Genomic DNA, 15,133 nt, shown 5'->3' with positions numbered 1-15,133 from the left:
TGCTGATGTCTTAAATGATATTGTATTTTAAAGGCTTTAATCTACAACCATATCCTAATTCAACTTATGGAGATCTTATGAACATTTCATCTCTTATCCACCCTAAAAGCAGCCTAATAACAGGCGTTTGTATAGTTCTTGTGGCTATATCGATAACGGCTTGCAGCAAAACTGAAGAGGAACTTTGTATCGATAAACAAAGCCATCTTTGGGACAATAAAACCAATGATAAGAGTGCCAATAAAGCCTATTGGGATGCCGTTGCAAAATGCAAAAAAGACTAAACAGGTCCATAATGATTTTCTTGGGGCAATTTGCTTCCAGTGAGTTCTATTGAATGTGTCATACCCAATGATTAAATATCAGACTATTTCAAAGTTTATGGCGATAAGCGCCCTCTTGCCAATTGTGTTTTTTGCGATTCTAATCTCAGTCGCACTGTACTTGATCAATCAACAACTCACTGAGCAAAAAATCAGCGATTACTCGTGGCAGTTTGATACCATTCAGGATGGATCCTTGCGCTTTAATCACGTTGACTTTATCTTTAATAACCAACTCGATATTCACCTAGAAAACATTCATTTTTCTGAAGCCGATTCCTCAGTCAAAAAAGAGCGGTTCCCCTTTTTTTCTGCAAACAAAGTCAGTATTGGTTTGGTTAAGATTGTTATTTTAAATAAGCCACAAAACCCAATTAAAAACGACAGTAACCCTACTTTACAGGCAACGCTTAAAGCGTTAACAACGCAACTACAAACAATTCAAAACAGACCTGAATGGCTAGCCTTTTTACCTCAAAAGGTTGAGATTGCCTCCTTTATGATTCAAGCACCCTGCTCAGACAAACCATGCTCTGTTAAAGGTTCTGCAGGTTTACAGCTACTCAACACCCAAACAGACATTCAGGCAGAAGGTCATTTCAAGCTCCATGATAAAGAGATTGTTAGCCCACATATACAAAGTCAGTTTTTAGTCAAGATACCTAGCCACACCAAAGAGCTAAAAGCTCCCGCCTCAAATACCCTAGTAGAATATTCGCTTGAAAGCGAGATCAAAACGGATACTAGCACAACCAGTCTGATGCAATTTTCACAAACAGGAAAGATAACGAATCAACAAGAATTATCCGTATCCAGTCATTTTGCAGGTTTACTGCCTAGCAATAAACAAAATACGCCAGATGAAGTCTGGCAAAACCTTCAAAACATTTATCAAAATTGGAGCGGTCATTCATTAGGGCTTGATTCTATTCGTGATTATTTACCTCTAAACACCTCTAATAAAGATGAGTCTCAAGCCGTTAAACTACCCTCCAATTTAGACTTTGAAATTGTACTCAACGCCGTCATTCAATTGAATTCACTTGAGAATATTAACGACAAAACAACCGTAACTGAATTATTGAAAACCATTGAATTTTCGGGCGATAGCAAAGCCCAGTTTAACGCGCCTTTTCCAATCCCTTCTCTTGGTTCAATTCAAGGCACAATCAATGCGGCACTCGCACTTAAAAAGGGGGAAGTTCAATCCTATCATTTAGCAGCCAATGGCCATTTTCAAAGAAGCCTAGTCATTTCATTACTTGATCATCAAAAAACAGAACAGTTTAAAGATTTTACATTTTCAGCAAGCACTACCCAAAAACAACAAACAGACATTAATAAGCTAAAAAAACTCCCCTTTACACTCTCAATAAAATCAAACCCTCCCACTACGCTGCAAGCTGAAGGGATGATTCAATTGGGTGAAATACCAAACTTAAATATAAATAAAGGAAGCCTGATTTTTTCAAAGCTCAACCTTGCACTGACGCATGAACAGTTACTCAAAGCGCAAACTGGAGAGCTTCTTTTTACTGGTGAACTAAAAAGCTCTGCAATCCATTTAGATATACCGAAACTTAATGTGATTGGCAACTACCAAGACAAGAACCAAAATTTGGCGTTAGATAACACCCAAATCGGTATAAAAAACCTCTCGCTAAAAAGCGAAGGACTTCATGTTTTTTTGGATAAACTTGAAGCATCGGCACAATCAATTCACCTTAAAACCGACTTGGGTTATTCGTCTAAAGATAACCAAAAAATATTCGTTAAAAAGATGGATGCGATCTTAACCAAGTCAAAGCTTGAGCCCAAAACAGCTTCAAACAAAGCTCATTCAAAGCAATTCACCTCACAATATATTGTAAAAACAGCTTTACTTGAACAACAAAATATTCAGCCTCTCTCTTGGACTTTACGAGGTAAAATCAAATCTGAGCTTCTACCAACATTGAGTTCAATCAATCAACTCAATCTACAAGGTAGCGTTTCAAACCAAGCAGGCCTGGTTGTTTTTCATAATGCCTTTTATAAACCCACTCACTTATATGCCGACTGGGAACTCCCCAATATCTATTTTTTAGCAGGCAATCCTTTGCAAAAGACTTTTAAAGATTGGCCTAAACTGCTTACTTTAGGCAGTGGTCAGCTAAAAGCCAAAGGCAATAGTCAACTAAACCTATCGGCTCAGAATAATAAAACAAGCTTGCTCAACACACTAAATACAAAAGCCGAAATTACTCTGCAAGGCATAAGCGGTATTTACAATGAAACCACGCTAAATCAGATAGATAGCCATTTAAACTTGAGTCTAAAACGAGGCGTTTTAAACAGTGAGATTAATAAATTAAATTTAGTACAAGTGAATCATGGTCTGATTTTTGGCCCTGTCGTGTTCTCTGGAAACTATCAAACCTCAATAGATTCTTTATTAAAAGGCAAACTCAAATTAACCCAATTTAATGCTCAGCTCTTTAATGGCCAGGCCTGGTTAGACAGTCAAACCTTTGATTTAAGTCAACGCATTAATAGTCAGCTCCATCTTTCTCACATTGACCTTAAAGCATTATTAGAACAATACCCATCTGCAGAGATTCAAGGCAGTGGGATTATTGACGGCAATCTTCCCTTTAGTATTGATTTGATTAAACCGCCGTTTTTTACGCTTGATAAAGGCATAATCCAAGCAGATTCTTCAGGAGGCAAAATACAGTACCATGCCGCTTCAGGTCTGAAGCAAACTCACCAGAGTATGAAATTGGTATTCAGTGTACTCGAAGACTTTCACTACTCGGTTCTAGACAGCAATGTCAGCTATGGCGCGGACAAAAAACTACACCTTAAATTGCATTTAAAAGGCCAAAACCCTAGCGTTGAAAATGGTAGGCAAGTGAATTTTAATATTCAACTAGAAGAAGACTTACCCGCTTTAATTACAACGATGCAATTAAGTAATCAAGTGAGTGAAACCATCAAAAAACGTATTCAAGAAAAGCTACAACAATAAAATGCGGCATAAAGTGAACCCACTATAAATATCACTCACAAGGCACTAGTTCATAACGATTAATCTGCTAAACTAATTTAAGTTCATTACATAGACGGAATTCACGATGCACTCACCCACAAAACAATCACTTTTATCTCCCTATACCCAAAAGGGATTAATTGTCGTATTCCTTATAGAAGTATTTGCGATTACCTCAATAACAGCCTGTACGCCTTCAGTGCAGGTTGCGTTACCCAATGAACCCATTAACATAAATTTAAATGTCAAGATACAACATGAAATTCTGATTAAAATTGATAAACAACTCGACAATATGTTCAGCAGTTCTAGCGGCTTATTTTAGGAGAAGAATATGACTTTTTATAAATCCATCCAAATATTACTGCTGAGTTTTCTCTTAGCGCTTTCTAGCAATGTATGGTCAATGAACTTGTCAACCGCCATGAATCAACTCGGTTCAGCCAAGTCTCAAGGCCTGGTTGGTGAACAAACCAATGGTTATTTAGGTGTAGTTAAAAACCAAAACAATGCGCAAGATATTGTGCAGTTAATTAACAATGCTCGTAAAGAGCAATATCAAAAGCTGGCTCAAAACCACAAGGTTCCTTTAAGTGAAATTGAACTGTTAGCTGGTAAAAAAGCAATCGAAAAAACGCCCTCTGGCTTATTCATTCAAATAAATGGGCAATGGATAAAAAAACCCTAACCCAAAACATAGAAGCCTTGATGAAATTTAATCGAGGCTTCTATTCCAATTTATTTCACCTCCAACAACAAACAATCATTTCATTAAGTTTTAATACATTTGTACTGAGTTTTCTTAAAATCCATGAACTAAAGATTGATTCACCTATCTCATCTGTTAAGATTTGTATTATTAAATACTCGTAAAAATACGATGGAGTCACAACATGAAAGCGTTTGGTTTAATTCTTAAAATTTTGGCTGGTTTTATAGCTGTAATTATCATTGCTGTAGCCGTAATAGTGGCAACGGTTGATCCAAATGACTACCATGATGAAATCACCACCTTAGTTAAAAAAGAGACTGGACGCGACTTCAAAGTCGAAAGCATGAGTCTTTCACTGTTTCCACACTTAGGAATTAACTTAGAATCCGCCTCTTTAAGTAATGCCGAAGGTTTTAGCCAGACACCTTTCGTTAGCATCGAAAAAGTACAATTAGGCGCCGCAATCCTTCCGTTACTGAGCCAAAATTTAGAAGTCGACACTTTAACCCTGCATGGCCTTAAATTAAACCTAGAAAAAAATGCAGACGGCAAAACCAACTGGGATGATCTCACAAAGCCAAAAGAAGATAAATCAGAAGAAATCGACGCTGAAATTTCTGGCCATCCTATGGATAAATTGGCATCGCTTAACTTTGGTGGTATTGATATTCAAGATGGTTCAATGACTTGGAATGACGAACAAAATCAACAAAAAGTAACCTTAGAAAATCTTAATTTCAGTAGTGGTGCCATCACCTTTGGTGAATTTTTCAGTATCGCGCTTTCTGGCGACAGTAAAGTCAGCAACCCAGAGATTGCTAGCAAACTGGCGATAAACCTAGAAGCTAAACTAGAAAAAGACGGTCAATACGCTATTCGTAACTTGGTGGTGAGTAACACCACCTCTGGGAAAGGAATCCCTGTTGAAAAAGCCACAACCAAAGTTCAACTACCGAGTTTTTCGCTCGAAAACAATATGCTCTCTTTAACCTCTCTTGCTATTGATTATGATGTTATTGGCGGTAAAGAGTTCCCATTACAAACCATAAAAGGCCAATTAAACCTATCTGATTTAACAGGGAATATTGAAAACCAGTCCTTTAAAGCAAAACAAATTTCATTAGATTCAGATGTCACGGGTGAAGCGATTCCCAATGGGAGTGCAAGCATTACACTAAATACCTCCGCAGATATTGATTTAAAAGCACAAACGGCCAAGTTACCAAAATTTTCATTAAAGCTATTAGACTTAACAGCCAATGGCGATGTGAGTGCTACACAAATCACTAGTGATGCTATCGTCAACGCTAATCTAAATATTGCTGAGACAAACTTACGTAATCTACTACAGCAATTAAAAGTAACATTGCCAGAGATGAGCGACAGTAAAACTCTAACCAAGTTTGCCGCTTCTTTAGGTGTGCAGTTTGCATCTAAGACACAAGCACTTAAAGTCAATAAACTTAAACTTAATTTAGATGATAGCGAACTGACAGGTAACGCTTCTGTTAGCCAATTTGACGCCCCCAATATCGCTTACGATTTAGCGTTAAATAAAATCAATGTCAGTCGTTATTTACCGCCTAAAAAAGAGCAACCTGAAACAACACCAGAAACACAAGGTGAAGCCGATGCCAAAATGGAGCTACCTGTTGAGTTACTTCGCAAATTAACCATTAACGGCACCATTAAAGTTGGCAGTGCAACCTATGACAAACTGAACCCAAAAAATATTGTGATGGCCACCAAAGCGGCTAAAGGCAATTTAACGGTTAACCCGTTAAAAGCCGATATTTTCAAAACGCAAGCCGTGGTTATAGCAGGCCTGGATGTAAGAGGGAAAACACCTAAATACAGCGTAAAAACCAATACCAAAAACCTACCAATTGGTGAAGTGCTTATGGCTTTTGCTGATACCGATAAATTGAGTGGTACAGGCACACTGAATGCAGATGTAACCACGTCAGGTGAAAGAGTCTCCGAGTTTAAAAAGAACCTTAATGGTAAAGCAAACGTCAACTTAGTAGATGGCGCAATCAAAGGCTTTAACCTTGCTCAGTCTATTCGAGATGCGCAAGCTAAAATCAGTGGTAAGCCAAGCAAAACACAAGATAAAGAAGCTAAAACAGACTTTAGCTCTCTTGTGGCTGATGTCACCATCAAAGATGGCATAGTCAATACCAACACGCTCTCAGCCCAAGCGCCTTTTATGCGTGTTAATGGCTCTGGTACGGTTGATTTAGGTAAAGACCAACTTAACTACCTGGTTAAAACCAAAATTGTTGCCTCTGATAAAGGTCAAGGCGGTGAAGACTTGAAAGACCTTAACGGTTTAACCATTCCTGTTAAATTAAAAGGCGATTTAACCAGTCCAAGTGTCTCTTTAGACTTAGCCTCTTTACTTGAAGAAAAAGCCAAAGCTGAAATTGAAAAGAAAAAGGACGAAGTCGTAAAAGATGTTCAGAAAAAAGTCGAAGATAAACTAAAAGACTCTCTACTTAAAGGCTTTAAGTTCTAAATGAAGGCGTTTTTAGAAATGGCCAGAAACCCAATGAGCCTTTCCTTAAATAAAGAATGCATTACATGCCTATCCAAACAGAAACTATCTAAAACATTGATTGCTCTTTTTATCACCACAAGCCTAACCGCTTGCGGTGGAGGCGGAGGCGGTGGAACTACTACAACCCCAGTTATTCCAGTAAATAATTCACTAATACCCGTAACTTACCCCCCTTTTCCTGTCTCAACAATATCTGGAACCAAAGAGCAGCAAACAGTGATTAATGCACAGGCTGCTTGGGACTTAGGTTATAAAGGCCAAGGCATAACCATTGGTGTTGTTGATTCGGGCGTTAATCCTAATCATATTGAGTTTTATGATGATAATGGAAACACTAGAATCAACTGGAGTGATGGCAAAAGTATAGAATACATTCTTTCATCAGACTCTATTGTTTATACAAATGATTATCGCGACATTGATTCCCCCGACTATCACGGAACACATGTTTCATCCATTGCTTTAGGTCGTGAATACGGAGTCGCTCCTGAAGCAACGCTGTTACCAGTAAATGTCTTTCTAGACAATTCTACCGCCTATAATATTGCCATTCATGAAGGCGCCAACTACATTGCTTCCAAAGCTCCTATTGTCAATGCCTCTATTAGTGGAATGGTTAATTTAACCACCACAGGTGGTGCCAATAGTGAACTAAACGCTTATTTAAATACGCTTCAAAGTTACGATGTAGCATTAGTCAATGCGGCTGGTAATGGTGGAATTGATGGTATAGGTGATCCAGTAGGCGCAGAACATTTTATTAATTATTCCACAGCGCAAAACTTAGCGATTCAAGCGGGTATCGAAAACCAAGTTTTATCTGCTATTGCTTTAAACGATTCTGGAAGTATAGCTAGCTTTTCAAACTACCCTGGAAGCTGTAGTGATGTAACAGGTTCACCTGACATCGCTTGTGACAGCACAGTGATGTCAGCGATACAAAATACGTTTATTTCAGTTCCTGGAGTGAGCATTGAAGCAGCTTATGGCGGTGATACAACAAGCACGGTTGAATATAGTGGAACGTCAATGGCCACCCCAGTTGTCAGCGGCAGTTTGGCAGTATTATTATCGGGCTGGAATCAACTTACTATTCAACAAGCTGTCGATATTTTAAAAACTTCGGCAAATAATACTGGCGTCTATAGCGACCCAGCCACTTATGGCGTCGGCCTGTTAGACTTACAAGCCGCTATGACGCCACTAGGCACGTTAAAATCAAGTTCATCAACCACCACGTCTTATAATTTAGGAGAGTCTAGCGTCACTATTCCCTCTTCATTAAGTGGTTTATCGAGCTTATCGGCACTTAAATCTGTGGCCTATTTTGATGATTATAATCGTGATTTTTTAGTGGATATCACTCCCGCTATTCAAATCGAAAAAACGCCTATTTCCTGGAATCGGTTTTGGGCTAACTCTCAACCTGGGCTCAATACAGAAACTAACTTTGCCAATCTGACAATCTCCGCTAACTTTGATTACCATAAGGCCAATAGCCTAAAAAACTTTGCTCTCTATAATGATAAAAGCTCCATTTTGTACGCCCAAAACAGTTCTTCAAACTTCATACAAAGCCAGTTTGCGCCTTTAACGAAACACTTTTATGCGAATAACCAACAAGATTTTGGAAATACATTCGCCTTTACACAAGCGTTAACAGCGAATCTTTCGATATTCAGTTCTTTGCAAGAAAAAGAAACGCCTACACGAGTTGGAATTAATGAAACCAAGTCGCTGGCCAAATTACAAAGTGTTGGATTAAATTATCAAGTCACACCTCATATCGCCCTAAACCTTACATCTCAATTACGAGATGAACAGGACTCATTATTGGGTATGCAAGGAAGTGGTGCCTTCTCATTTGGTGAGAGTAATCTTAGCCAAATCAATACTTTTGCTTTGCAATACAGTCATAATGGCATGCATATTTTTGGGCAAATCCAAAATGGACAATTGCTTGAATCCAACCTCTCCAATGGCAGTTATATCAATGTCAAAAATGCCGAATTAGGTCAATTAAAACTCGGTATTATGAGAGCAGTCGGAAACAATAGCTCTTGGGGTTTACAGACCTACAACTACAATACCTTATTACATTCAGACATCAACCTAACCTTGCCAACTGGCATGTCTGCTGATGGTACCGTTGAAAGCCAAACAGTGAGTTTTAAGCAAAAACGCAACTTAAACCCAGACACTATTGAACTGTTTGTTCATCTAAAAACTTCTAAACAGTCTCAACTACAACTCAATGCCATTAATAATCCAGATGACTCAGGTGTAGGCATTAGCCTTTATCAAACCTTTTAAAATGAATTAAAGAATGAGCGTAACCCCATTCACTCTGCTAACAAACAACATTTGATTTAGGCTGTAAATGGACAATAACACCACTTTAAAACGCACTTTAAGTTTACCTCAAATGGTTCTCTACGGATTGGGAACAACGGTCGGTGCTGGCATTTATGCTTTAATCGGAGAATTGGCGGGCATCTCTGGTTACCTAGCGCCAACCTCTTTTCTTTTTGCTGCAATTCTTGCTGGGCTAACCGCTCTCTCTTTTGCTGAACTTTCATGTCGTTATCCTCGTGCTGCGGGCGCGGCGCTCTATACACAGCAAGGCTTTCACTCTCATCATCTCACTTTGATTATTGGCCTTTTAGTCATTTTGGCAGGCCTGGTCTCTTCTGCAGCGTTAATTAATGCGTTCTCAGGCTATTTGAACCAACTTATTGCTATAAACAACAGTTCATCTATTATTTTGGTTACCTTGCTGTTAACGTCTATTGCGGTTTATGGTATTGCTCAATCAGTTTTTCTCGCTTCGTTAATCACGCTTATTGAAGTGGGCGGATTAATCTGGATTATTTTCATTAGCCAAGGAGCGATAGCGCAGCTTCCAGAGATTGGCGCACTACTCATACCAGAGTTTAATTTAACCAGTCTAAGTATTATTTTTACAGGAACTCTGATGGCTTTTTATGCCTTTATTGGCTTTGAAGACATGGTTGATGTGGCTGAAGAAGTTCAGGATGTAAAACGTAATTTACCCTTAGCTATCCTGATTACATTAGGCATTACGACTATTCTCTATATGCTGATAATGACCTTGGCAGTACTCTCCATTCCTCCACAAGAACTGGCACAAAGCTCAGCGCCTTTAGCCACCTTATTTACCTTGCATACAGGCAAATCTGCTGAAATCATCTCTTTGATTAGTATCTTAGCGATAATCAATGGTTCACTGATTCAAATCATTATGGCTTCCAGAGTCATTTATGGATTAAGTTACCGACACCAGCTCCCCGCTTTATTGAGCTATATCCACCCTAAAACCCAAACCCCAATAATTGCCACGCTTTTAGCTGGATTAACCGTTATGACTCTTGCTTTAATTGGGCACTTATCTACACTGGCCGAAATCACCTCCTTTCTAATGCTCATCGTCTTTTCAATTGTCAACCTAGCCCTATGGCGTATCAAACAAACAGAACCGATTATAGAAGGCTGTATTAGCCTACCTCGTTATGTAGCATTACTTGCTTTTATAAGCAGCACAAGCTTTGTGATTATTTCAATTTATTCACGTCTGGCATAAAGCCCTTGCGACTAGGTTAAACAGGTCTAAAATAGGTTTATTAAAATTCATTGTTGAGAAATTGCATGACTAATAACCTGAACGAACAAACAGCCCTAATTACTGGCGCCTCTAGCGGGATAGGTAAAGCTACCGCTGAAATCCTTGCTAAACAAGGCATTAAACTGATTTTATTAGCAAGAAGAGAAGCGCTTTTAAAGGAGCTTCAAGCAGACTTATCTCCACTCACCAAATGCCATATTGTCGCTTGCGATATCAATAACCATGGCAAACTGTTACAAGCTTTAGCCGACTTACCCAATGAATTTAAACAGATTGATATTCTTATCAATAATGCAGGATTAGCCTTAGGTTTAAATCCCGCACATGAGACCGACTGGATTGATTGGCAAACCATGATTAACACCAACTGTTTATCTTTAGCGTTTTTAACACGCCAAATCTTACCAGGCCTGGTAAAACGTAATCATGGTCATATTATTAATATCGGTTCTATTGCAGGAAGCTATGCCTATAAGGGCGCTAATGTCTATGGCGCAACCAAGGCCTTTGTGGAACAGTTCTCAAGTAATTTACGTTCTGACTTATTGGGCACAGCCATTCGAGTCACCAACGTAGAACCAGGTATGCTCAATGAAAGTGAATTTTCTTTAGTGCGCTTTAAAGGTAATCAAGAGCAAGCCAATGACGTTTATTCTGGTTTAGAGCCGTTACGCTCTGAAGATATCGCTGAAACGATTCGCTGGATTCTTGCACAACCCGCCCATATCAATATCAACAATATTGAAATCATGCCCATTCATCAAGCACTCGCAGGCCCGACAACCGTAAAAAATCTTTAAAGACTGCAAAAAACCTGAACAACTATCCTAACTAAGTTAATGATTTAACACTCTAAACATAAGTATGTTCTGATATACTCACAAAATGATTAGATACCTTAAACTCAAAATGCATCAAATTGGTAGAGCAACCAAACGCTCTACCTTTTTGAATAAGTATTTTCCAAAATTCAAAGACCGCATCTACTGGGCTGGTGATAGAACCTCCTTTGCACGTGCGGGTTTTATTGGTTCTTTTTGCATGATGCTGCCTGTGCCTTTTCAAATGGTATTAGGTTCGGTTTTTGCCTATTACTTTAGAGCCAATATTCCGCTTGCAACCGCCTTAGCCTGGATTACTAACCCGCTCACCATGTGGCCTATTTGGTATGGCGGTTATGTCTTTGGCACATGGATTTTAGGCACTCCAGACCTGTTTCAAGCCTCTGCACATATCACCATCGGCTCTCAACTTTGGTTTGATGAAGTCTTCCCGCTAATATGGAAACCGTTTTACATTGGCAATATGATTTTAGGCACTGTGATTGGCGCTTTAATGTATACCGCTATTGCGCATTTTCATTGGTCAAGCGTGGTCGCTGTTTTTAAACGTATTACTTTGCAACGTTAAGAGAACGGATCTAGCATGAATAGTAGTTCCCACCAAGAATTACTTGATTTTTGGTTTGCCGATGAGATGCAACCGCACTGGTTCAACTCAACCCCGCAAATAGATGAAGAAATTCGTAAACAGTACGAACCACTTTGGAACAAAGCGAGAGAAGGCCGTCTCAACAATTGGCAAAACGCACCTGATAGCGCTTTAGCCCTAATCATTTTATTAGACCAACTCCCGTTAAATATGTTTCGCGGTCAGGCTAAAGCGTTTAAAACAGAAGCCCAATCTATACAAGTAGCAAAGCATGCCATTAGTCGAGGCTTTGATAAAAAGATTCCTAAATCACAACTCATGTTTATGTATATGCCATTAATGCACAGTGAAAACTTGGCTGACCAAGAACAATCGCTCAAACTTTTTACTCAAGCCAATCTAACCAACAATATTCGCTTTGCTCAACACCATAAAGAATTAATTGAAAAGTTTGGTCGCTTTCCTCATCGGAATACCATTCTTGGTCGAACCAGTACACCAGCAGAGTTGAGTTACCTTGCATCAAAAGAGGCTTTTACTGGATAGAATGAGAAAGCTACTCATAAAAGGACTTCATTAATAACCTCGATATTAAAGGGAAATGCCTTTAATCAAAATAAAAATGATTAGCAACTTACCAGGCCTGGTAAGTTTCAAATATCGTTTTATTAGCTAATAAATATGACATCACATTCATTACATAATCATGTTTCATGAACTCTTTGACATGCTAAAATACGCGCAATTTAATCGTTTTGAAAATTCAAGGTAATTCCCCAATCATGAGAACTTCTAATTTACTTATCTCTACCACACGTGAAACTCCTTCAGATGCAGTGGTTATTAGCCACCAACTCATGCTTAGAGCAGGCATTATTCGCCCTTTAGCAGGTGGACTATATAACTGGCTGCCGCTAGGTGTACGTGTTTTAAGAAAAGTAGAAGCGATTGTTCGCGAAGAGATGAACCGTTCAGGCGCGCAAGAGGTGTTAATGCCAGTGGTTCAACCAATGGAGCTCTGGGAAGAGTCAGGTCGTGCACAAGATTACGGCCCTGAACTATTGCGTTTTATTGACCGTCATGGCAGAGATTTTGCATTGGGGCCAACACACGAAGAAATCATTACCGATTTAGTACGTAAAGAGATTCGCAGTTACAAACAATTACCAGCCAATTTTTACCAAATCCAAACCAAGTTCCGTGATGAAATTCGCCCACGTTTTGGGGTAATGCGTTCACGTGAATTCATTATGAAAGACGCCTACTCTTTTCATATGGATAAAGAGAGTCTGCAAGAAACTTACAATGAGATGTTTGATGCCTATAACCGTATTTTTACACGATTAGGTTTAGATTTCCGTCCAGTTCAAGCCGACACGGGTTCAATCGGTGGTGACGCTTCTCACGAATTCCATGTATTAGCCGAATCAGGTGAAGACGATATTGCTTTCTCAACGGCTTCAGACTTTGCCGCCAATGTGGAACTGGCCGAAGCTTTAGCACCACGTGGTGAACGTGCAGAAGCCTCTGAAGCGTTTACTGAAGTTGAAACGCCAAATAAACATTCAATTGAAGAGGTCTGTGATTTCTTACAGCTTAAGAAAAAGAAAATCGTCAAAACTTTATTAGTAAAAGGGGCAACAAAAGACGCTCCAGTTGTGGCTTTAGTCCTTCGTGGTGACCATGAATTAAATGAAATTAAAGCTGAAAAATTAGAGCTTGTTGCCGAACCATTTGAAATGGCAACCGATGAAGAAATTTTGAATGCAGCAGGTTGTAATGCGGGTTCTATTGGCCCATGTGGTTTAACCATTCCAGTGATTGTTGACCGTACTGCCGCACATATGAGTGACTTTGTATGTGGCGCAAATAAAGATGGTTTTCACGTTACAGGTGTTAACTGGGATCGTGACGCAACCGCCACTTTAGTTGCCGATATTCGTAATGTGGTTAAAGGGGATCCAAGCCCATGCGGTAACGGTAAAATCGAAATCCGTCGTGGTATTGAAGTGGGGCATATATTCCAACTGGGTAATAAATACTCAACTGCATTAAACGCCACAGTTCAAAATGAAAACAGTCGCTCGCAAATCTTAGAGATGGGTTGTTACGGTATTGGTGTAACACGTGTTGTGGCGGCAGCCATTGAACAAAACTACGACGATAAAGGGATTATTTGGCCTGAAGCCCTAGCCCCTTTCCAGGTTTGTATTGTGCCTATGCAAATGCATAAATCTCCGCGAGTCAAAGACGCGGCTGAAGCGATGTATAACGAGCTAACGGCTAAAGGTATCGAAGTATTATTCGATGACCGAAGCGAACGCCCTGGCGTTATGTTCTCGGACATGGATTTAATCGGTATTCCGCATCGCATTGTTATTGGTGAACGTGGTTTAGACAATGGTCAAATCGAATACAAATACCGTCGTGATGAAAAAGCGCAAGATATTGCAGCCGATGGTTTTATGGATTTCTTAATGGCTAAATTAAACGCTTAATTATTTACTATATACAGCCACGGTTTTCATCTCGTGGCTGTTTAATCCCCCCTTCACTTTCAACCCTTAAAACACGTTTCACTTGAAGTTCTTAGCTCACATCTTTATTCTTTAAATAACAAGCATTTTGATAACAGATGAATAGCGAGGCTTTAGATGCACAGCACAATACAATCGCCAATCCCTAACCGCTCTATAGCTGGACAGTGGTTATCCGAATTCATATCAAATGAACCTTTAATCAGTCACCCAGTGGTTCTTGCCCTGCCAAGAGGCGGTGTTCCAGTAGCCTATGAAATTGCAAAGTCTTTACATGCCCCACTCGACCTTATTTTAGTTAGAAAACTAGGTGTACCACAATTCCCTGAACTCGCCATGGGGGCTATTGCGAGTGGTGATATTGAATTTCTGAACCAGACGGTGATACAAAGCTATAGTATCCAACAACCAGAAATTGAAAAAGTAAAAGCCTTTGAAACTCAGGAGCTCAAACGCCGAGAAACCTTATATAAAGGCAATAAACCTCCAGTAGTTCTGAACAATAAAAACATTATTTTAGTAGACGATGGTTTAGCAACAGGCGCGACTATGTTTGCTGCCATCAAAGCGGTTAAAAGCCAAAATCCAAGCTCTATTACGGTTGCAGTACCCGTTGCACCTGCAGACACGCTTAAACAAATTAGCCAACAGGTTGATAAGGTTATCTGCCTTTTACAACCTAATGATTTAGGTTCTATTGGCCAATATTACAGCGATTTTTCTCAGGTGAGTGATGCCGAAGTCAAAGCCCAATTAAACCAGGCCTGGTAACTAATAGGAGAAGAGTCATTTAATGGGTTATGGTTATAGGCTGATTATAGACTGGTTATAGACTGGTTATAGACTGGTTATAGACTGGTTATAGACTGGCTATAGATTACTCATAACTTACACTC

Annotated in this window: 12 protein-coding genes; all 12 read left to right on the top strand. The window is 39.4% G+C overall.

Going from position 1 to position 15,133, the window contains the following annotated elements; genetic code table 11:
- Positions 1 to 77: 77 nt before the first annotated feature.
- The 12 genes from A379_RS12050 to A379_RS11995 all read left to right on the top strand — a co-directional run bounded on the left by A379_RS12050 (position 78) and on the right by A379_RS11995 (position 15,008).
- Complete coding sequence (locus A379_RS12050; protein WP_040728340.1) at positions 78 to 284, top strand: hypothetical protein; 207 nt, start codon at positions 78 to 80, stop codon at positions 282 to 284.
- A 67-nt stretch (positions 285 to 351) separates the two neighbouring features.
- Complete coding sequence (locus tag A379_RS12045) at positions 352 to 3,333, top strand: YdbH domain-containing protein (protein ID WP_040728339.1); 2,982 nt, start codon at positions 352 to 354, stop codon at positions 3,331 to 3,333.
- Positions 3,334 to 3,439: 106 nt separating this feature from the next.
- The gene (locus tag A379_RS12040; protein ID WP_081696422.1) at positions 3,440 to 3,679 is read left to right on the top strand and encodes a YnbE family lipoprotein; all 240 of its coding nucleotides are present in this window, start codon (positions 3,440 to 3,442) and stop codon (positions 3,677 to 3,679) included.
- 9 nt (positions 3,680 to 3,688) lie between these two features.
- Positions 3,689 to 4,042 (top strand): YdbL family protein, encoded by a 354-nt coding sequence (locus A379_RS12035; protein WP_040728335.1) that lies wholly within the window; start codon positions 3,689 to 3,691, stop codon positions 4,040 to 4,042.
- Between the two features lie 205 nt (positions 4,043 to 4,247).
- Positions 4,248 to 6,584 (top strand): AsmA family protein, encoded by a 2,337-nt coding sequence (locus A379_RS12885; protein WP_051145206.1) that lies wholly within the window; start codon positions 4,248 to 4,250, stop codon positions 6,582 to 6,584.
- An 18-nt stretch (positions 6,585 to 6,602) separates the two neighbouring features.
- Entirely contained in the window at positions 6,603 to 8,939 is a 2,337-nt protein-coding gene (locus A379_RS12025; protein WP_157832377.1) for a S8 family serine peptidase, read from the top strand.
- A 67-nt stretch (positions 8,940 to 9,006) separates the two neighbouring features.
- A complete protein-coding gene (locus A379_RS12020; RefSeq protein ID WP_040728333.1) occupies positions 9,007 to 10,227 on the top strand; it encodes an APC family permease in 1,221 nt (406 codons plus the stop codon).
- A 65-nt stretch (positions 10,228 to 10,292) separates the two neighbouring features.
- Complete coding sequence (locus A379_RS12015; RefSeq protein ID WP_040728332.1) at positions 10,293 to 11,069, top strand: SDR family NAD(P)-dependent oxidoreductase; 777 nt, start codon at positions 10,293 to 10,295, stop codon at positions 11,067 to 11,069.
- A gap of 109 nt (positions 11,070 to 11,178) precedes the next feature.
- A complete protein-coding gene (locus A379_RS12010; protein WP_232744850.1) occupies positions 11,179 to 11,679 on the top strand; it encodes a DUF2062 domain-containing protein in 501 nt (166 codons plus the stop codon).
- A gap of 15 nt (positions 11,680 to 11,694) precedes the next feature.
- A complete protein-coding gene (locus A379_RS12005) occupies positions 11,695 to 12,246 on the top strand; it encodes a DUF924 family protein (protein WP_040728329.1) in 552 nt (183 codons plus the stop codon).
- A gap of 236 nt (positions 12,247 to 12,482) precedes the next feature.
- Positions 12,483 to 14,198, top strand: a complete 1,716-nt coding sequence (locus A379_RS12000) for a proline--tRNA ligase (RefSeq protein WP_040728327.1) — start codon at positions 12,483 to 12,485, stop codon at positions 14,196 to 14,198.
- Between the two features lie 156 nt (positions 14,199 to 14,354).
- Complete coding sequence (locus A379_RS11995; protein ID WP_040728326.1) at positions 14,355 to 15,008, top strand: phosphoribosyltransferase; 654 nt, start codon at positions 14,355 to 14,357, stop codon at positions 15,006 to 15,008.
- Positions 15,009 to 15,133 lie beyond the last annotated feature (125 nt).

The sequence above is a fragment of the Thiomicrorhabdus sp. Kp2 genome (assembly GCF_000478585.1).
Lineage (GTDB): Bacteria > Pseudomonadota > Gammaproteobacteria > Thiomicrospirales > Thiomicrospiraceae > Thiomicrorhabdus.
Note: the sequence above shows the minus strand (reverse complement) of the source record. Positions and strands in the feature narration are given on the sequence as shown.

What these genes read in the sequence shown, in the direction of transcription:
- A379_RS12010 (WP_232744850.1), top strand. Translation starts at nt 11,179, where the DNA reads ATGCATCAAATTGGTAGAGCAACCAAACGCTCTACCTTTTTGAATAAG.
- A379_RS12885 (WP_051145206.1), top strand. Translation starts at nt 4,248, where the DNA reads ATGAAAGCGTTTGGTTTAATTCTTAAAATTTTGGCTGGTTTTATAGCT.
- A379_RS12050 (WP_040728340.1), top strand. Translation starts at nt 78, where the DNA reads ATGAACATTTCATCTCTTATCCACCCTAAAAGCAGCCTAATAACAGGC.
- A379_RS12020 (WP_040728333.1), top strand. Translation starts at nt 9,007, where the DNA reads ATGGACAATAACACCACTTTAAAACGCACTTTAAGTTTACCTCAAATG.
- A379_RS11995 (WP_040728326.1), top strand. Translation starts at nt 14,355, where the DNA reads ATGCACAGCACAATACAATCGCCAATCCCTAACCGCTCTATAGCTGGA.
- A379_RS12040 (WP_081696422.1), top strand. Translation starts at nt 3,440, where the DNA reads ATGCACTCACCCACAAAACAATCACTTTTATCTCCCTATACCCAAAAG.
- A379_RS12035 (WP_040728335.1), top strand. Translation starts at nt 3,689, where the DNA reads ATGACTTTTTATAAATCCATCCAAATATTACTGCTGAGTTTTCTCTTA.
- A379_RS12005 (WP_040728329.1), top strand. Translation starts at nt 11,695, where the DNA reads ATGAATAGTAGTTCCCACCAAGAATTACTTGATTTTTGGTTTGCCGAT.
- A379_RS12000 (WP_040728327.1), top strand. Translation starts at nt 12,483, where the DNA reads ATGAGAACTTCTAATTTACTTATCTCTACCACACGTGAAACTCCTTCA.
- A379_RS12015 (WP_040728332.1), top strand. Translation starts at nt 10,293, where the DNA reads ATGACTAATAACCTGAACGAACAAACAGCCCTAATTACTGGCGCCTCT.
- A379_RS12045 (WP_040728339.1), top strand. Translation starts at nt 352, where the DNA reads ATGATTAAATATCAGACTATTTCAAAGTTTATGGCGATAAGCGCCCTC.
- A379_RS12025 (WP_157832377.1), top strand. Translation starts at nt 6,603, where the DNA reads ATGGCCAGAAACCCAATGAGCCTTTCCTTAAATAAAGAATGCATTACA.